Genomic DNA, 16,563 nt, shown 5'->3' on the forward strand with positions numbered 1-16,563 from the left:
GACGGGAAGGGCAGTCATGAACGACGACACGGGACGGATGACCGCCGAGGAGGCGCGCCGCACCCTGGATGCGGCCGACGCCGCGTCGATCGCGACGCCCGCGGACCGCGAGCGGCTCGAGAAGGGCCTGATCCGCATCGGCGTCGTCACCGGCGGGCTGATCATCGGGTTGCGCCTCACGATCGGTGACCCTGGCGCTCCGATGTGGCTGCGGCACTGGGGATTCGCCGTCGTCATGGTCGTCTACTTCGCGGTGATCGTCGTTTCGGTGGTGACCATGCGGAGGGCGAAGGCGGTGCCGCGGGGCTTCTCCAGTCGCTACACCGTGGGGATCGCGCTGACCTTCCTCCTGTACACCGCGTACATCGTCCTGCAGGCCGGCACGGTCGACACCGGGATGGACTGGCAGTGGGTGATTCTCGGTGCCATCCTGACGATGACTCCCGCCCTCCTCGCCGCGCGGTCGATCTCGAAGCTGGCGCTCCGATGACGAATGCCGGCAGCGGTGCGCACGCCCGGCACCGGCTCGACGACGTGATCCACGCGCCGGTCCGCTTCTCCATCGTCGCCGCGCTGGCGAAGGTCGAGAACGCGGAGTTCGCCGCGGTGCGCGACGCGGTGGAGCTCTCGGACTCCGTCCTCTCCAAGCAGGCCTCGCAACTGGAGGCGGTCGGCTACGTCACGATCAAGAAGGGCTACGTGGGCAAACGTCCGCGCACATGGCTGTCGCTGACGGCGCAGGGACGCAGGGCCTTCGAATCCCATCTCGACGCACTGCGCGCGATCGCTGAGGGCTGACCCGCGGAGGATCGGCCGGTTTCCGGCCGGCATCTGCCTCAGTCGATCGCCGGCCCGATATCCGCGGAATCTCCTCGGGAGCGCAGGACTGCGTCCAGAGCGGCGGCACCGGAGACCAGGGCGCGGCCCCGTCGGGTCAGGGAGGCCCGCCAGCCGTCCAGCGTGCCGCGCAGGGGCTCGACCCCGCCTGCGGAGCGCACGTGTTCGGCGAGTTCCGCTATCCGCGCGAGGCCGAAGCCGCCCCGTCGGAGCTGCTCCGCCATGCGGGCGTCGCGGACATCGGCGGGCGCGTACACCCGATAGCCGGTGGCGCGGTCACGCCGCGGCCGGACGATTCCCGCGCTTTCCCAGGCGCGCAGGGTGGCGGGCACGACCCCGAGCAGATGCGCCACATCGCCGACGAACAGTGTGTGCCCCGCGTCGTCGGCGGGGTCGTCCAGGTCGTCGAGCGCGGCGCACACCCGCCGGAAGGTGCCGCGGTCCTCGGCCAGCTCCTCGTGGGCCGCGTCCAGCAGCGCGAAGGCGCCGTCGAGGTCGTCGCGGTGGACGGCGCGCAGGATCTCCCCGGCGCGCGCGTGCCCGCATCCCGGGATCAGCGCGAGGAAGGCGTCGAGTGCCAGGCGATGGCGTGGGGTGAAGACCCGGTAGCCCGACGGGGTGCGCCCGGCCGGCGGCAGGATGCCCTGCTCCTCGTAGTTGCGCACAGCCTGGGACGAGATGCCATGCGGTCGCGCCAGGTCGACGGGGCGCAGGTGGGTTTGAGAGTTCTCGGGCATTCTCCCTCGTCCTCTCGCAGAAGTGTCAACTGGTCGTTCAACGATATCGTGAAGGGAATGAATCTCGATCAGGCAGACCTCGTCTCCTTCCTCGCCGCCCAGCCCACACCCACGCGCCTCCTCGGCTTCGGTGAACCGATGCACGGTTCCGAGGAGATCCTCCGCGCCCGCAACGCCGTGATCGTCGATCTCGTGCTGCGCGGCGGATACCGCTCGATCGCGGTGGAGTCCGACTTCCATCGCGCGCCGCTGGCGAACGACTACCTGGCCGGGGCCGATATCGACCTGCAGCGGGTCCTCGACGAGGGCTTCAGCCATCCCTACCTGCACCGGCTCGCCGCCACCGGCGAACTCCTGGAGCGGCTGCGCGAGCTGAACCGGACGCTGGAGACGCCCGTCCGGTTCTACGGCTTCGACGCCCCGATGGAGATGGCCGCCGCACCGAGCCCCCGCGCCCACCTCCTGCGGCTGCGTGCCGCGCTCGCGGCGGTCGACGAGCACATCGTCGGTGAGCAGGAGATCGAGGATCTCCTCGGCGACGAAGCGCGGTGGACCGAGGAGCGCGCGATGTACGAGGCGGACCGGGGCGTCGGACGCACCGTCGACGCCGAGCGGCTGCGCCTGCTGACCGACGACCTGTGCGCGGTCCTGCAGGCGCGCGCCCCCGAGCTCGCAGAATCCGCGGAGGCGTGGTGGCGGCTGCGGGCCGATGCGGCCACCGCCGTCGGGCTACTGCGCTACCACGCGATCATGGCGACCGATACCCCCGACCGGCTGGGCCGGCTCAGCGCGCACCGGGACGCGATGATGGGCCGCAACCTGCTGGCGATACTCGACCGCGAGGCGGGGCGGGGCGGCACCGTCGCCTTCGCGCACAACCTGCACCTGCAGCGCGGCGTGAGTGACATGCGGATGGGTCCGCACACGGTGCGGTGGTTCAGCGGCGGCGCCCAGGCGGCCGCGCGGCTGCGCGACGGGTACCGGTTCGTGGCGGTGGGTATCGGCGCCGCTCCGGCGCACGGACTGGCCGAGCCCGAGCCCGGCACCGTCGAGGGGGAGCTGTATCGCACGCAGACCGCCCCCGCCCGCTTGTACGCGGGGCCGGAACTCGCCGCACGACTGGGTGATGCGTGCTCGCGCGCGGACCGGGACGCGCTTGGGGCCTACTTCCCGCTCGACGCCGCGCGCCTGTCGGAGACCGACGGTGTCCTCTTCCTCCGCGAGGTTCGGGCATGATGGCCCCATGGTGATCGTGTTGTACGCCCTGGGACTGCTGGCCGTCGCGGCCGTGCTGTACGGCGTGGCCGCCCTGGTCTTCGGGCGCGGCGACGACACCCCGCCGCTCGAAACGGGGGCGACGCCCACGGTGCTGCCCGCGGAGGACGTGGCCGGCGCCGACGTGCGTGCGCTGCGATTCCAGCAGGTGGTACGCGGGTACAAGCCCGCCGAGGTGGACTGGGCCCTCGAACGACTGGCACGGGAGATCGACGTCCTGCGTGCCCGCCTGACCGCCGAACAGGAGCCCGTGGCGTCCGCGACCGATCCCGCCGACGAGGTCGATTAGGTCCGCTTTGCCAGTAGTCCGCGCCGATCACTGCAGCGCACAGGCTAGAATATGGAGCGGACCCGCGTCGGGCGTGCTCGGGCGGGTGAAGGATCTGAAGGGAGCAACGGATGGCGGCTATGAAGCCACGTACGGGGGACGGCCCCTTGGAAGCGACCAAGGAGGGGCGCGGGATCGTGATGCGCGTACCCCTGGAGGGTGGTGGACGTCTCGTGGTGGAGCTCACGCCCGATGAGGCCGCTGCGCTCGGCGAGGAGCTGCGCGGCGTCACGTCGTAGCCGCTAGAACTGCTGTCACTGGAGATCCCGCGCGGTGCCACCGTGCGGGATCTCCTCGTTTCCGGGGGTGTCCCATGGCGCAAGTCCCGCCCGGCCTGGCCGCGGTGCTGCCCGCACTGGCGTGCCCGCACTGCACCGGTGCGCTCGATGCCGAGGACGGCACCCTGTCGTGCCCGCGCGGGCACTCCTTCGACGTCGCCCGCCAGGGCTACGTCTCGCTGCTCGCGGGCGACGCGAGCGGGCTCATCGCCGACGACGCGGACATGATCGCCGCCCGCGAGCGCTTCTTCGCGACCGACCACTACGCGAGCTTCCACGCCGCGGTCGCGGAGGCCGCGACGGGAGCGCCCGCCGGGATCATCCTCGACTGCGGTGCGGGTGAGGGTGAGTACCTCGCGCGCGCCTGCGCCGCCCGGTCCGCGGCGGGACTCGGCGGTGCGGGCATCGGACTGGATCTGTCGAAGCCCGCCGCACGGCGCACCGCTCGTCGCGGACCGTCGATCGGCGCGGTCGTCGCGAACGGCTGGGCGCGACTGCCCGTCGCCGACGGTGCCGTCGCCGCCGTGCTGTCGGTCTTCGCGCCCCGCAACGCCGCCGAGTTCGCGCGCGTGCTCGCGCCCGGCGGCCTGCTGGTGGTGCTCACGCCCGGGCCGCGGCACCTGCGGGAGCTCGTCGAACCGCTCGGGATGATCTCCGTCGAGGCGGGCAAGGTCGCGCGGCTCGACGGTGCGCTGCACGACTTCTCGCTGGTGTCCCGCGAGAAGCACGAGTGGATCATGGATCTCACCGCCTCCGCGGCCACGGACCTCGTGGCGATGGGGCCCAGCGCGCACCACGGCTCGCCGCAGGCGCGGGCCGCGGCGATCGAGCGGCTCACCGCCGGCGGCACGGCCGCCGTGACGGCGTCGGGCACCGTCAGTGTGTACGCGCTGCAGTAGTACTCGGCAGCCGGCTACGTGCCGGCGCCGAGCGCGTGCCGATAGACCTCCAGCGTCTGCGCGGCGATGGATTCCCAACTGAACTCGGCGATCGCGCGGGCCCGCCCGGCTGTGCCGTACGCCGCGGCGCGGGCCGGATCCGCGCAGAGCGCGTTGACCGCGGCGGCGAGATCGGCCTCGAAGGCCGCGGTGTCGGCCTCGTCGTAGTGGACGAGCGTGCCCGTCTCGCCGTCGTTCACGACCTCGGGGATGCCGCCCACGTCGGAGGCGACGACGGCGGTACCGCACGCCATGGCCTCGAGGTTGACGATGCCCAGCGGCTCGTACACCGATGGGCACACGAAGACCGTGGCGGCGCTGAGGATCTCACGGACCTTCGGCGTGGGGAGCATGTCCTGCACCCAGTGCACCCCGTCGCGGGATTCGGCGAGCGCGGCCACGGCGTCCGCGGTCTCCGCGGCGATCTCGGGGGTGTCGGGGGCACCCGCGCAGAGGACGAGCTGCACGTCGGGGGAGAAGCGGTGCGCCGCTGCGACCAGATGCTTCACGCCCTTCTGCCGGGTGATGCGGCCGACGAAGGCGACGATCGGCCGGCCGGGGTCGATACCGCGCTCGACCAGCGGTGAATCCTCGCCGAAGGTGGGCGCCGGATACCAGACCTCGGTGTCGATCCCGTTGCGCACGACGTGGACCCGGCCGGCGTCGAGCCGCGGGTAGGCGTCCAGCACGTCGTCGGCCATGCCGCGGCTGACGGCGATCACCGCGTCGGCGTACTCGACCGCGTTGCGCTCGGCCCAGCTGGAGAGGCGGTAGCCACCGCCCAACTGCTCGGCCTTCCACGGACGCCGCGGTTCGAGCGAGTGCGCGGTGAGGATGTGCGGGACGCCGTAGAGCTGCCCGGCGACGTGCCCGGCGAGGCCGGTGTACCAGGTGTGGCTGTGCACCACGTCCGCGTCGGCGGCGAGGTTCGCCATCCGCAGGTCCGTGGAGAACATCTCGAGGGCGGTGTTGGCGCCGGCCAGCTCGGGGTCCGGGCCGGAGACGGTAACACCGTCCGCATCGGGGCGGGGTGCACCCATGCAGTGCACGTCCACCTCGCAGAGGCTGCGCAGCCGTGCGACGAGCTCGGTCACGTGCACGCCCGCCCCGCCGTAGACCTCCGGCGGGTACTCCCTCGTCATCATCGCTACGCGCATGTCCACCACGCTAGAGCGTGGCGTGGCCGGACGCAGGCGGTTCGCCGGAGCCCGAACCGTGTCGTTCACCTGTGGTTGTCCGCCCGGACGCCTGTGCTTAGCAGTGGAACCGGATGCACTGTCGCAGAACACTGCACGCGTGCGCGGATTGGGGTTAGCGTGGACCCCGTGAGCAACCAGCCTCGTGTTCTGGGAATCGTCCTCGCCGGTGGCGAGGGCAAGCGCCTGTATCCGCTGACCGCGGACCGCGCGAAGCCCGCTGTGCCCTTCGGCGGCTCGTACCGCCTCATCGACTTCGTACTGTCGAACCTGGTCAACGCCGGGTACCAGCGCCTGTGCGTGCTGACGCAGTACAAGTCGCATTCGCTCGATCGGCACATCAGCCAGACCTGGCGCATGTTCGGCTTCCGCGGGGAGTACATCACCCCGGTTCCCGCGCAGCAGCGCGTGGGGAAGCGCTGGTTCACCGGCAGCGCGGATGCGATCTTCCAGTCGATGAACCTCATCACCGATGACGACCCGGACTACATCGTGGTCTTCGGCGCGGACCACGTGTACCGGATGGACCCGGCGCAGATGGTACTGGCGCACATCGAGTCCGGCGCGGGCGTCACCGTCGCGGGCATCCGCGTCCCCCGTGCCGAGGCGAAGGCCTTCGGCTGCATCGAGTCCGACGACTCCGGGCGCATCACCCAGTTCCTGGAGAAGCCCGCGGATCCGCCCGGCACCCCGGACGATCCGGAGGTCACCTTCGCGTCGATGGGCAACTACGTCTTCAGCCGTCAGGCCCTCGTCGAGGCGATCATCGCGGACGCCGAGAACCCGGATTCCGACCACGACATGGGTGGCGACATCATCCCCGCGTTCGTGGCCCGTGGCGAGGCCGCGGTGTACGACTTCAGTGACAACAAGGTGCCCGGCGCCACCGAGCGCGACGCCGGCTACTGGCGCGACGTGGGCACCATCGACGCCTTCTACGAGGCTCACATGGACCTCGTCTCGGTGTACCCGATCTTCAACCTCTACAACCGCCAGTGGCCCATCCGTTGCGAGAACGACAACCTTCCGCCTGCGAAGTTCGCCCGCGGCGGACTCGCCCAGGAGTCGATGGTCGGGGCGGGCAGCATCATCTCCGGCGCGACGGTGCGCAACTCCGTCATCGGCGCGAACGTCACCATCGGCGACGGCGCCACCGTGGAGGGGTCCGTGCTCATGCCCGGCGTGAGGATCGAACCCGGCGCCGTGGTGCGGCGCGCGATCCTGGACAAGAACGTCGTGGTCGGCCGCGGTGAGATCCTCGGCGTCAATCTCGAGCGGGAACGGGAGCGCTTCAACGTCTCCGCGGGCGGTGTGGTCACCGTCGGTAAGGGCATTCGGATCGGCTGACGTGACCCGGCGTCGCGCGTGGGGATGTGCGCTGGGACTGATGCTGCTGTGGTGGTGCGTCACCTACGGTTTCGGCTCGCTGCACCTGCCCTGGCTGCAGCCCGCGTGGTTCCCGCACCTCGGCGTGGTGGTCACTGACGCGCTGAGCCTCGGTGCGGTCGCGGTGCTCGCGTGGCGGCTGGGCCTGTTCGACGGTGCGCTGCTCAGTCCCGGTGCCCTGCTCCGCCCGGATGCCGTGCGGGAGTACGTCTGGCTCGTGCCGCCCCTGGTCGTGGCGTGCTCCTACGCCCTGGTCGGGCGGGACGGCGTACCGGGGATCTCCGGTTCCGCGGGACTCCTGCTCTCGTCCGCCGTGGGGATGCTCGCCATCGGGCTGTCCGAGGAGTTCGGGGCGCGCGGACCGGCGTTGACGGCGCTGCTGCGCGTCGACGGGCCCGTGTTGGCCTGCGCCGCGACCTCCGTCGTCTTCGGGCTGTGGCACGTGGGTAACGGGCTGTTCTTCGGCCAGTCGGCTGCGGAGACCGCGTGGCAGGTCGTCGTCGCCGGCGCCGCGGGTTTCCTCTGGGCCGGGACGCGGCTGGTCACCGGATCCCTGCTGCCCGGAGTACTGCTGCACGCGGCCAACGACTTCTTCCAGCTCAACTCGCCCGGTGCCGCCCCCTTCTGGTTCCAGTGCGTGGTCGTGGTCTTCCACGTGGCCTGGGGCGGTGTCCTGGTCCGCCGCGCGAGGGCGGGGCCTTCCGGGATCAGGACACCGCGATGAACTCGACGGTCACATCGCGCGGCTGCACCCCGCTGCGGGCTAGTGGATGTGGATCAGGCCGAACAACTCCGCGAACGCCAGGAGGGCGATGCCGATCGCCAAGAACTGCATCGGAATCCAGAACACCGTGTTCTGATTGCGTAGCGCGCGCTCCACGTCCGCCTGCTCAGCGACGACCTGACGGCCGGCCAGTTCGCGCGCTTCCTCCACCGAACCGGGCTGGTAACCGGGCGTCGGCTGGTAGTGGCCCGAGGCGATGTAGCTCGCAAGTTCCGAGGTGCGCCCCTCGGCGAACGCCGCCGCACGTGCCCGTGGCCGAACGACGTTGAGCCAGTATCCCAGTGCCGCGCACCCGAGCGCCCCGAGCAGCAGCCCGCCGGCGATGCTGAAATTCGTTCTGCCCAAGCCGAACCCGAGGAAGATCCCGAGAGGGACGAAAAGAACACCCAGAATACCCCAACCCCGCCAAATGATCATTAACAAAGATTAGCATTGGGCTGGTTGATCAACAAACATGACTGATTCAGTAGATCTGGATCGGGATCGCTGGATCGGATCGGGCCTGTCAGGCGGCGTCGTCGGCGCGGGCGAGGAGGCCGCCCGAGGAACCGCGGAGGAGGATCTCGACGACGGCGTCGGCATCGTCGGACATGGGGACGTGACCGCTGCCGGGGAGCCAGATGTGCTCGGCCGCGGGGAGCAGGTGGCGGGCGCGCCGGCCCTGGTAGGGGAGCAGAACGCGGTCCTGTGTGCCCCAGGCGACGGTCACGGGGATGTCCGCGGCGATCTCGGCCTCGAACGGGAAGGCGCCGCCGATGATGTCGCGGAGGGTGTGCCGTGAGTCGACCATGTTCGTCAGGTCGCCGAGCACGCGGTCGGCGGCCAGGCGCTCACCGTGCGTCATCAGCGAGGCGAGCATCAGCTTGCGGCCGATCCCGTTGCGGGTGAGGAGTGGAGCCAGCGGCGCTGCGAGTCGACCGGCGGTGATCAGCGCGAGGAAGTGCGCACGGATCAGGAGGAAGTCGGTGTCGTCGCGCCAGAAGCCGGCGGGAGAGAGCCCCGTCGCGCTGCTGACGATGCCGCTGGCCGCGGCCTCGAGCGCGATGCGCCCGCCCAGCGAGTTGCCGGCGATGTGCGGCCGGACCAGGTCCAGCTCGTCGAACAGGTCCTCCAGGTGCTGCTGCAGGGCCTCCTGGACCGTGCGGCCCGCGAGTTCCAGCGCGGGGGACTCGCCGTGGCCGGGGAGGTCGAACAAGATGACCTCGCGGTGCTCCGCGAGCCGCTCCGCCACCGGGTACCAGGCCTGACGGCGGTGTGCGATCCCGTGGACCAGCACCAGCGGCTCACCCGAGCCGAATCGTTCGTACGCCAACATCTCGTGCCACCTCGTCGTGGTCCGGGCGGGCGGGGCCCGCGGGGGTCCGACGGTGCGCCGGACGGTTGTTCGGAGCGTACGGACTGATAGGAACAAGCGCAATGACTCTCAGAAAAGTCGTCGATGATGGGTTCGCTGTCATCGGCTTTCCGGGCTTGCGTTCGAGCGCGCTCGAAGGCCTAGCGTGGCGGCCATGGATGCGAACAAGGAACTGAAATTGCTGGTCACCGGGGCTTCGCAAGGCTTCGGGCGGTGTCTCGTCGAGGACGCGCTCGAGCGCGGCGACAGCGTCACGGCGGTCGTCCGCGACCGAGCCTCCGTCCAAGCGCTCGTCGACGCCCATCCGGGTCGCCTGAGCGTGATCGAGGCGGACCTGCGTGACCGGGCGGCGGTGGAACGGGTGGCCGCGGTGACCGCGGAGTCGCCGATCGACGTGCTCGTCAACAACGCCGGGCGCGCGATCGCCGGTGCCGCGGAGGAGCTGTCGATGGAGCTGTTGCGGGAGCAGCTGGAGCTGAACTTCTTCGCCGCGGCCGCGCTGACCCGGGCGGCGCTGCCGGGCATGCGGGAGCGCCGCGCGGGGACGATCGTGCAGATGAGCAGCCAGGGTGGACGGCTGTCCTTCCCGGCCGCCGGGGCCTACTCGGCCAGCAAGTTCGCGCTCGAGGGCTGGTCCGAGGCGCTCGCCGCAGAGGTCGCGGAATTCGGGGTGCGGGTGCTCATCGTGGAGCCCTCGCGGTTCCGCACCGGCTTCAACACCCCGCATTCCCTGGCGGTGACCGCGCCGTCGGAGGTGTACGGGCGGACCGTCGGGGTTGTGCAGCGCGACCTGACGGGCTCCGACGGTGCGCAGGAGGGCGACCCGGCGCGCGCCGCGCGGATCATCGGCGACGTGGCCCGGTCGGCGGACGTGCCGCTCCGCCTCCCGCTCGGCGCCGAGGCCGTCGAGCGCCTGACCGCGGCGTACACCGCCGGGCTCGACGGTGTGCGGCAGTGGACCGACGTGGCGCGCTCCGCCGACTTCCCGGACGCTGCCGCGTCGTCGAGGCCCATCCCGACGGCCTGAGCCGCGGTCCCGTCAATCCCGGGCGAGGGCGGCGCGGACCTGGTGGGCGACGGTGGTGTGCTCGGCGGACTCGGGGAGGGCGTCGACGGCCCACCAGCGCAGGTCGTTCGACTCCTCGCTGATCGCGAGGTCGGGCGTGCCCGGGCCGACGGCGAAGGCCCGGAACCGCAGATCGAGGTGGCGCGTCGGGACGCCGAGCGAGCATCGGATCGGGTGCGTGTGCAGCGTCAGCAGGTCCGCGTCGAGGACGAGGTCGGCGAGGCCGGACTCCTCGTGCCCCTCGCGGAGCGCGGCGGCGGGCACCGTCGAATCGGAGTCCTCGCAGTGACCGCCCAACTGCAGCCACTCGCCGACGCGCGGGTGATGGGTCAGTACGACGTGCGTGCGCGCCTCGTTGAGGATCACCACCGACGCCGTGATGTGGCCGGGCACGTTGGCGCGGGCGCACGCGTTCGGCTGGGCGTCGAGGAAGGCGAGCACGGTGTGGCGCAGGGCGTCGTCGCCGTCCGTGCGGGCGTCGAACCGCGCGAGGACGTCGACGGCGGAGGAGTGCAGGGAGGCGAAGGTCACGGGCGGCCTACCTTTCGAGGAGCATGTCGCCGGGCGGGAGCGGCGGACGGGGCGCGGACAGCACGGACGGATCCGCCGGGAAGCCGACGGCGATCGCGCCCGCCGGCCGGTAGTCGTCCGGCAGGTCCAGGATCGTCCGCACGGTCTCGGCGGCGAAGATCGTCGATCCCACCCAGCAGCTGCCGATGCCGCGCACGGCGAGCGCGACCAGCAGTGACTGGACGGCGGCGCCGACGGCGACGGTGAACATCGTCTCCTCGGCGGCGGTGCGGCGGGCGTCGGCGTAGGCGTGGGCACCGTCGGGAACCATGAACGGGAGGATCAGCTCCGGCGCGTCGTAGAGCAGTTGCCCGCGGCGCACCCGCTTCGCGACGGATTCGGGCGTGCGCCCGTCGCCCGTGAGATCCGCGGCCCACTGGTCCTTCATGGCGTCCAGCAGCGCCGTGCGGCGCGCGGCGTCCCGCACCCAGACGAACCGCACCGGGTGCGTGTGGTGCGGCGCAGGGGCCGTCAGGGCCTCCGCGACGGCGTCCCGCACGTCCGCCTCGGGGACGGGTTCGTCGGAGAAGGCGCGCACCGAGCGGCGCACCAGGAGCGCCTGCCGGCGGGCGAGTTCGACGCCGGTGTGGAAGAGGTCGTCCTCGCCGGGCCGGACGAGGCCGCGTGCCGTCGCGAGCGGCGAGCCGGCCTCGGGCGTGCGGACGCCGAAGCCCCGGACGACGGCGACGGGGACGCCGCCCAGCTTGCCCTTCACCAGGTCCGCGGCGGCGGCCAGCTCGTCGGCGACGGCGATCTCGGTGACCACCAGGTCGTTGCCGTAGGCGTCCACGGCGCCGGCGTAGCCGTGCAGCACCTCCATGCCGGCGGCGCCGATCGCGGCGTCCGTCTGGCCCGTGCGCCAGGCCCGGCCCATGGTGTCGGTGACCAGCACCGCGACGTCGACGCCGAGGCGTTCGTGCAGCCTGGCGCGGACCGCCGCCGCGCTGCCGTCCGGGTCCTCGGGGAGCAGTGCGACGGTGTCCGATGCCACGTTGGAGGCGTCCACCCCCGACGCGGCCTGCACGATCCCGAGCTTGTTCTCGGTGATCCAGGTGCGGCCCTTCGTCGCGAGCACCCGCACCGACTCCTCGGCGATGAGGCGCCGGCGGAAGGCGTCGCGCTCCTCGGGGTCCGACGGGGCCGGAAGCACCCGGCCCTCGGCCTTGGAGAAGACCTTCGACGTGATGACCACGACGTCGCCGTCCGCGATCCACGGCGCGGCGTCGGCGAGAAGCGCGCCCACGTCGTCGCCCTCGGTCACCTCGGGCACGCCGAAGACCGGCAGGATCTCGAGCGACGATGCGCCGTGGTCGCGATCGGGACGCGACGGTGTGCCGGGGTCACGGCCCGGCCGCGGGGCTCCGGCGGCGGGTCCGGTCACAGGCCCACCAGCTCGAGGCCGGCATCGATCATGGCCGCGGTGGCCTGCGGCGAACTCATCAACAGCGGTACCGCCGCGACGGGCAGGCCGTCGATCGCAGTGCCGGAATCCTCCTCCGAGACGAGCCAGCCGTCGAGGATCCCGTTACCGCTGCGGGCGCCGAAGTGCTCGCCGATCGCCTGCGCGCTGGTCTCGATGCCGAGCACCTCGAGGCACCGGTCGGCCATGCCGCGCAGCGGTGCGCCGCCGATCACGGGGGAGACGCCCACGACCTTGGCGGACGTGGTGCGCAGCGCGGCGCGGATGCCGCCCACGGAGAGGATCGCGCCGATCGAGACGATCGGGTTCGACGGGGCGAGGAAGACCACGTCCGCCTCCTCGATCGCGGCGAGGGATGCAGCGGTGGCCTGCGCTCTGTTCTTCCCGCCGGAGCCGGAGCCGTCCGCCCCGCCCACCTGAGCGAAACCGAAGGTCTCGATGTCGGCGCGGTAGCGCACCCACCACTCCTGGAAGTGGATGGCCCTCTTCGCACCGTCGGTCGAATCGGGGTCCGCGACCACGACGTGCGTCTCGTGCCGCCCGTCCGTCGCGGGCAGCAGGCGCACGCCCGGCTGCCAGCGGTTGCACAGCGCGGCGGTGACGTCGGTGAGCGGATAACCCGAGCTCAGCATCTGGGTGCGGATCAGGTGGGTCGCGAGGTCGCGGTCGCCGAGGCCGAACCAGTCCGGATCGGCACCGTACTTCGCGAGCTCCTCCTTGGCGTTCCAGGTCTCGTTGCGGTGACCCCAGCCGCGCTCGGTGTCGATGCCGCCGCCGAGGGTGTACATGCAGGTGTCGAGGTCCGGGCAGATCCGCACGCCGTGCATCCAGGCGTCGTCGCCGACGTTGACCACCGCCGTCACGGAGTGCTCCGACGGTGCCGGGGAGCCCGCGCCGTCCCGCTCCGGGAACGGCGTCACCCCGAAGCGTTCCCGCGCGCCCTCGAGGAACCGCGCACCGCCGACACCGCCCACCAGCACCGTGACCTTCACGTCTGAAAGCGTAATGGTCGGCGGGCCCCGCTCCCCGCGACGGGTGTCGGCTTCCCGTGACGGATCTCGGCCGCCCGGAAGGTCGCGCGAAGGCCCGTCGGCCTGGCATGATCGACGGTGCGACGCGCCTCGGTGGCGCGTCGGCGAGCCGCCGTGAAATATGACGCGGATCACATCTCAACCACGTGTCGAGGCCTGGCATCCGGCCGTCCAGGTGGTATTAGCTAATTTCCCGGTTCAGCTTGACGTGGCGGCTTTGCACGTGTGTAATCACAACCGTGTCATTCAGTGCGGCGTGATGTTCGCCGGCGCGGGGCATGTAGACCGAAAGACCATCGAACACCACGAAAGCAACGAGGGAGGCGGGCCGATGACGATCGACGCTCATCGTGAACCGTTCGGAAGCTTCTCCGGTGGGTCCAGCCGCGCGCACTTGAGTGTTGTGCCTGCGGGTTTCGAGGAACTCTACGAGGCCGTCGAGGATCAGTGGCAGGACCGCGCACTGTGCTCGCAGACGGATCCCGAGGCGTTCTTCCCCGAGAAGGGCGGCTCCACCCGCGAGGCCAAGCGGATCTGCCTGGGCTGCGAGGTGCGCAACGAGTGCCTCGAGTACGCCCTGCAGAAGGACGAGCGCTTCGGCATCTGGGGCGGTCTGTCCGAGCGTGAGCGCCGCAAGCTCAAGCGCGGCATCATCTGATTCGTCCGTCCGCGGCGAATCCCGCCGGGTCCGTCGACCCGCTCGCGCCGTGCCGACCGCGCGGCGCTCAGAGCGAGTCCGGGCCGGCGAGCAGCGTCTCCTCCGTCACTCCCAAGTAGTCGCTGATCTGGTGCACCAGGATCGCAAGGATCTCATCCAGGAGATCCGCGTCGGTCTTCGCGCGACGTTGCAGGGGGCGCCGGAACAGGATCAGCCGGGCCCTCGTGCGGTTGCCCCGCCGATCGATCCCCACCGGAACCATGCGCGCCAAAGGAATCGGGCCGTCGGCCTCCACCTCGTGGGGCCAGGACACCGAGTCCGGATCGTGCGGCAGGATCCCCGGTACGTCGTCCACCGCGATGTCGAGGTCGGTGAGCCGGTCGTGCCACAGCGAGTCGATCTCGGCGAAGGCGTCCAGAACCACCTCGTCGAAGTCCTGTGCCCGGGTCCGGTGCGCCGGCAGGTCGCGCGGGACGAGCGGGCCACGCAGGCCGTGGCCGCGACGGTCGCGCGCCACGCGGCGACGGAGCCGCGCGCCGTCTCCGAGCGTTCCTCTCCTACTTCTCATGATGTTCTCAGTCTAGGTGGAAGGGGCGCGGACGGCCGCCGCGCACGGCCGAACGGTGTGTCGGGAGCACGGCGTCGCGGCCACGGGTTAACCTTCTTGGTGTGAACTCCGTCCGTCAGTGCTGCCGCCCCGGTTGCAGGAACCACGCCGTGGCGACGCTGACGTTCGACTACCGCCAGTCGATCGCCGTGTTGGGCCCGCTGGGAACCACGAGCGAACCCCACGCCTGGGACCTGTGCGAGTTCCACGCGGGCCGGACGACTGCGCCGCGCGGCTGGGAGATGCTGCGCAACCTCCCCGCGTACAGCGCGGCGTCCGTCGGCAATGCCGCCCTCGACGACGATCTGACGGCGCTGGCCGACACGGTCCACGAGCGCGCCGCGCGCGAGCAGAGCCGGCCCACGCCGGAGCCCGCCGAGGCGCCGCTGCGATCCCTGCCGCCGATCGGAGCCATGCGTCCCGTGCACGACGGTCTCGGCGGCCCCCGGGTCACTCCCTCGGCCAAGCCCGCCGGAGCAGGGCCCAAGCACGCGGCACCGTCGGGACGGCGCGGACATCTGCGCGTCCTGCCGGACCCGGTCGACTGAGAGTCTCCCGCGAAGCCGTCACGTTGCTCGCGTCGGATGCCCGTCCGCGTCTCGGATGCCGATAGGGTGAGGCGTCCGTAACGGGGCCCGCAGGGTTCCCGCACGCCGCTGAAGAGGAAGGTCGTCGAGCGTGGTTCGAGCGCTGGAGTCGGTACAGGCTGTCATCAAGGCGTACGACGTGCGCGGCCTCGTCGGGGAGCAGATCGACGAGGACTTCGTCCGCGACGTGGGCGCCGCCTTCGGCGCACTGATCCGCGGCGAGGGCGCCACAGACGCCGTCGTGGGGCACGACATGCGTGACTCCTCGCCGTCGCTGTCCGCGGCCTTCGCCGAGGGGGTCACCGCGCAGGGCGTGAACGTCACCCTCATCGGCCTCGCGTCGACCGACGAGCTGTACTTCGCGTCCGGCCTCCTGGACCGCCCCGGCGCCATGTTCACGGCGTCGCACAACCCCGCTGCCTACAACGGCATCAAGCTCTGCCGCGCCGGCGCCAAGCCCGTCGGGCAGGAGACCGGCCTGCGGACGATCACCGAGCAGGTGGCCGCGGGCGTCCCGTCGTACGACGGCGCCCCCGGCCGGGTGTCGGAGCGGGACGTGCTCGAGGAGTACGGCGAGTACCTGCGGGGGCTCGTCGACCTGTCGGGCTCGCGCCCCCTGCGCGTCGCCGTGGACGCCGGCAACGGCATGGGCGGCTTCACCGTCCCCTCGGTGCTCGGTCCCGTCGAGGCCCTGGACGTGCGCGCCCTGTACTTCGAGCTCGACGGCAACTTCCCCAACCACGAGGCGAACCCGCTGGACCCGAAGAACCTCGTCGACCTGCAGAAGTTCGTCGTCGAGCAGGGGGCCGACATCGGCCTGGCCTTCGACGGCGACGCGGACCGCTGCTTCGTGGTGGACGAGAAGGGTGAGCCCGTCTCCCCGTCGGCCGTCACGGCGCTGGTCGCCGAGCGCGAGCTCGCGAAGAACCCCGGCGCCACCGTGATCCACAACCTCATCACGTCCAAGGCCGTGCCCGAGATCATCGCGGAGAACGGCGGCACCGCCGTGCGCACCCGCGTGGGCCACTCCTTCATCAAGGCGCAGATGGCGGAGACCGGGGCGGTCTTCGGCGGTGAGCACTCGGCGCACTACTACTTCCGCGAGTTCTGGGGCGCGGACTCCGGCATGCTCGCGGCGATGCACGTGCTGGCCGCACTCGGCGAGCAGGACGCCCCGCTGTCGGAGCTGATGGGCGGCTACGACCGGTACGCCGCGTCGGGCGAGATCAACTCGACGGTCGCGGACCAGGCGGAGCGCACGGGCGCCGTACTCGATGCTTTCGCAGACGAAGTCCAGAGCACCGATGAACTGGACGGCGTGACGGTACAGTTGGTTTCGGGCGCCTGGTTCAACCTGCGCGCTTCCAATACGGAGCCGCTGCTCCGGCTGAACGTCGAAGCCGCGACACCGGACGAGGTGCGCGCGCTGACCGAGCGGATCCTGGCGATCGTACGTGCCTGATCGCGCAGTGCGTCCCGCGCCGGTGAGGACGGAGCCGGCGGGAGCACGG

The 16,563-nt window shown here is 71.4% G+C and carries 21 protein-coding genes; 12 read left to right on the forward strand and 9 right to left on the reverse strand.

All coding sequences use genetic code 11. From position 1 onward, the window contains the following. Positions 1-16: 16 nt before the first annotated feature. Positions 17-490: a hypothetical protein gene (locus FK268_RS15670; protein WP_146435646.1), complete on the forward strand. Its 474-nt coding sequence runs from the start codon at positions 17-19 to the stop codon at positions 488-490. Beyond that, entirely contained in the window at positions 487-798 is a 312-nt protein-coding gene (locus tag FK268_RS15675) for a winged helix-turn-helix domain-containing protein (protein WP_146435648.1), read from the forward strand. Before FK268_RS15670 ends, FK268_RS15675 begins: the two co-directional genes overlap by 4 nt. A gap of 38 nt (positions 799-836) precedes the next feature. Here FK268_RS15675 and FK268_RS15680 read toward each other — a convergent pair whose 3' ends face one another. Continuing rightward, entirely contained in the window at positions 837-1,574 is a 738-nt protein-coding gene (locus FK268_RS15680; protein WP_146435650.1) for a MerR family transcriptional regulator, read from the reverse strand. A gap of 57 nt (positions 1,575-1,631) precedes the next feature. Between FK268_RS15680 and FK268_RS15685 the strand changes: the two genes are divergently transcribed. The 4 genes from FK268_RS15685 to FK268_RS15700 all read left to right on the forward strand — a co-directional run bounded on the left by FK268_RS15685 (position 1,632) and on the right by FK268_RS15700 (position 4,354). Beyond that, complete coding sequence (locus tag FK268_RS15685; protein WP_158636130.1) at positions 1,632-2,810, forward strand: erythromycin esterase family protein; 1,179 nt, start codon at positions 1,632-1,634, stop codon at positions 2,808-2,810. Between the two features lie 7 nt (positions 2,811-2,817). Continuing rightward, positions 2,818-3,138, forward strand: a complete 321-nt coding sequence (locus tag FK268_RS15690; RefSeq protein ID WP_146435654.1) for a DivIVA domain-containing protein — start codon at positions 2,818-2,820, stop codon at positions 3,136-3,138. 110 nt (positions 3,139-3,248) lie between these two features. Next, the gene (locus tag FK268_RS15695; RefSeq protein ID WP_068532479.1) at positions 3,249-3,416 is read left to right on the forward strand and encodes a DUF3117 domain-containing protein; all 168 of its coding nucleotides are present in this window, start codon (positions 3,249-3,251) and stop codon (positions 3,414-3,416) included. A gap of 74 nt (positions 3,417-3,490) precedes the next feature. Beyond that, the gene (locus tag FK268_RS15700) at positions 3,491-4,354 is read left to right on the forward strand and encodes a putative RNA methyltransferase (RefSeq protein ID WP_146435656.1); all 864 of its coding nucleotides are present in this window, start codon (positions 3,491-3,493) and stop codon (positions 4,352-4,354) included. Positions 4,355-4,368: 14 nt separating this feature from the next. Here the strand turns inward: FK268_RS15700 and glgA are convergent, their stop codons facing one another. After that, a complete protein-coding gene (glgA, locus tag FK268_RS15705) occupies positions 4,369-5,550 on the reverse strand; it encodes a glycogen synthase (protein ID WP_146435658.1) in 1,182 nt (393 codons plus the stop codon). Positions 5,551-5,718: 168 nt separating this feature from the next. Between glgA and glgC the strand changes: the two genes are divergently transcribed. Further along, positions 5,719-6,936, forward strand: coding sequence for a glucose-1-phosphate adenylyltransferase (gene glgC / locus FK268_RS15710; protein ID WP_146435660.1), 1,218 nt, complete (start codon positions 5,719-5,721; stop codon positions 6,934-6,936). Position 6,937: 1 nt separating this feature from the next. Beyond that, complete coding sequence (locus tag FK268_RS15715) at positions 6,938-7,699, forward strand: CPBP family intramembrane glutamic endopeptidase (RefSeq protein WP_146435662.1); 762 nt, start codon at positions 6,938-6,940, stop codon at positions 7,697-7,699. Positions 7,700-7,738: 39 nt separating this feature from the next. Here the strand turns inward: FK268_RS15715 and FK268_RS15720 are convergent, their stop codons facing one another. After that, entirely contained in the window at positions 7,739-8,176 is a 438-nt protein-coding gene (locus tag FK268_RS15720) for a hypothetical protein (RefSeq protein WP_146435664.1), read from the reverse strand. Between the two features lie 88 nt (positions 8,177-8,264). Then, positions 8,265-9,074: an alpha/beta fold hydrolase gene (locus FK268_RS15725; RefSeq protein WP_146435666.1), complete on the reverse strand. Its 810-nt coding sequence runs from the start codon at positions 9,072-9,074 to the stop codon at positions 8,265-8,267. Between the two features lie 193 nt (positions 9,075-9,267). Between FK268_RS15725 and FK268_RS15730 the strand changes: the two genes are divergently transcribed. Next, positions 9,268-10,140 carry an SDR family NAD(P)-dependent oxidoreductase gene (locus FK268_RS15730; protein WP_146435668.1) on the forward strand — a complete coding sequence of 291 codons (873 nt, stop codon included), beginning with the start codon at positions 9,268-9,270 and terminating at the stop codon, positions 10,138-10,140. Positions 10,141-10,152: 12 nt separating this feature from the next. Here the strand turns inward: FK268_RS15730 and FK268_RS15735 are convergent, their stop codons facing one another. From FK268_RS15735 to FK268_RS24685, 4 genes are all read right to left on the reverse strand, one after another. Continuing rightward, a complete protein-coding gene (locus FK268_RS15735; RefSeq protein ID WP_146435670.1) occupies positions 10,153-10,710 on the reverse strand; it encodes an NUDIX hydrolase in 558 nt (185 codons plus the stop codon). A gap of 7 nt (positions 10,711-10,717) precedes the next feature. Further along, the gene (locus FK268_RS15740; protein ID WP_146435672.1) at positions 10,718-12,130 is read right to left on the reverse strand and encodes a coenzyme F420-0:L-glutamate ligase; all 1,413 of its coding nucleotides are present in this window, start codon (positions 12,128-12,130) and stop codon (positions 10,718-10,720) included. After that, positions 12,127-13,161: a 2-phospho-L-lactate transferase gene (gene cofD / locus FK268_RS15745; RefSeq protein WP_146435674.1), complete on the reverse strand. Its 1,035-nt coding sequence runs from the start codon at positions 13,159-13,161 to the stop codon at positions 12,127-12,129. The genes FK268_RS15740 and cofD overlap by 4 nt, the downstream gene beginning before the upstream one ends. Positions 13,162-13,381: 220 nt before the next feature. Further along, positions 13,382-13,549 carry a hypothetical protein gene (locus FK268_RS24685; RefSeq protein WP_166443485.1) on the reverse strand — a complete coding sequence of 56 codons (168 nt, stop codon included), beginning with the start codon at positions 13,547-13,549 and terminating at the stop codon, positions 13,382-13,384. Here FK268_RS24685 and FK268_RS15750 point away from each other — a divergent pair. Further along, a complete protein-coding gene (locus tag FK268_RS15750; RefSeq protein ID WP_068524587.1) occupies positions 13,532-13,858 on the forward strand; it encodes a WhiB family transcriptional regulator in 327 nt (108 codons plus the stop codon). The two genes, FK268_RS24685 and FK268_RS15750, sit on opposite strands and share 18 nt — an antisense overlap. A gap of 67 nt (positions 13,859-13,925) precedes the next feature. On the opposite strand, the gene FK268_RS15755 is transcribed toward FK268_RS15750, so the two are convergent. Continuing rightward, a complete protein-coding gene (locus FK268_RS15755; RefSeq protein WP_146435676.1) occupies positions 13,926-14,426 on the reverse strand; it encodes a metallopeptidase family protein in 501 nt (166 codons plus the stop codon). Positions 14,427-14,527: 101 nt separating this feature from the next. Here FK268_RS15755 and FK268_RS15760 point away from each other — a divergent pair, with 101 nt between their 5' ends. Further along, complete coding sequence (locus FK268_RS15760) at positions 14,528-15,013, forward strand: DUF3499 domain-containing protein (protein ID WP_146435677.1); 486 nt, start codon at positions 14,528-14,530, stop codon at positions 15,011-15,013. Positions 15,014-15,143: 130 nt separating this feature from the next. After that, positions 15,144-16,514 (forward strand): phosphomannomutase/phosphoglucomutase, encoded by a 1,371-nt coding sequence (locus FK268_RS15765; protein ID WP_146435679.1) that lies wholly within the window; start codon positions 15,144-15,146, stop codon positions 16,512-16,514. The last annotated feature ends 49 nt before the right edge of the window (positions 16,515-16,563 follow it).

It is taken from the genome of Tsukamurella sputi, from assembly GCF_007858445.1.
GTDB lineage: Bacteria > Actinomycetota > Actinomycetes > Mycobacteriales > Mycobacteriaceae > Tsukamurella > Tsukamurella sputi.

What these genes read in the sequence shown, in the direction of transcription:
- FK268_RS15700 (WP_146435656.1), top strand. Translation starts at nt 3,491, where the DNA reads ATGGCGCAAGTCCCGCCCGGCCTGGCCGCGGTGCTGCCCGCACTGGCG.
- FK268_RS15755 (WP_146435676.1), bottom strand. Translation starts at nt 14,426, where the DNA reads ATGAGAAGTAGGAGAGGAACGCTCGGAGACGGCGCGCGGCTCCGTCGC.
- FK268_RS15675 (WP_146435648.1), top strand. Translation starts at nt 487, where the DNA reads ATGACGAATGCCGGCAGCGGTGCGCACGCCCGGCACCGGCTCGACGAC.
- FK268_RS15670 (WP_146435646.1), top strand. Translation starts at nt 17, where the DNA reads ATGAACGACGACACGGGACGGATGACCGCCGAGGAGGCGCGCCGCACC.
- FK268_RS15720 (WP_146435664.1), bottom strand. Translation starts at nt 8,176, where the DNA reads ATGATCATTTGGCGGGGTTGGGGTATTCTGGGTGTTCTTTTCGTCCCT.
- FK268_RS15680 (WP_146435650.1), bottom strand. Translation starts at nt 1,574, where the DNA reads ATGCCCGAGAACTCTCAAACCCACCTGCGCCCCGTCGACCTGGCGCGA.
- FK268_RS15730 (WP_146435668.1), top strand. Translation starts at nt 9,268, where the DNA reads ATGGATGCGAACAAGGAACTGAAATTGCTGGTCACCGGGGCTTCGCAA.
- FK268_RS24685 (WP_166443485.1), bottom strand. Translation starts at nt 13,549, where the DNA reads ATGAGCGTCGATCGTCATCGGCCCGCCTCCCTCGTTGCTTTCGTGGTG.
- FK268_RS15690 (WP_146435654.1), top strand. Translation starts at nt 2,818, where the DNA reads ATGGTGATCGTGTTGTACGCCCTGGGACTGCTGGCCGTCGCGGCCGTG.
- FK268_RS15725 (WP_146435666.1), bottom strand. Translation starts at nt 9,074, where the DNA reads ATGTTGGCGTACGAACGATTCGGCTCGGGTGAGCCGCTGGTGCTGGTC.
- glgA (WP_146435658.1), bottom strand. Translation starts at nt 5,550, where the DNA reads ATGCGCGTAGCGATGATGACGAGGGAGTACCCGCCGGAGGTCTACGGC.
- FK268_RS15750 (WP_068524587.1), top strand. Translation starts at nt 13,532, where the DNA reads ATGACGATCGACGCTCATCGTGAACCGTTCGGAAGCTTCTCCGGTGGG.
- FK268_RS15685 (WP_158636130.1), top strand. Translation starts at nt 1,632, where the DNA reads ATGAATCTCGATCAGGCAGACCTCGTCTCCTTCCTCGCCGCCCAGCCC.
- FK268_RS15695 (WP_068532479.1), top strand. Translation starts at nt 3,249, where the DNA reads ATGGCGGCTATGAAGCCACGTACGGGGGACGGCCCCTTGGAAGCGACC.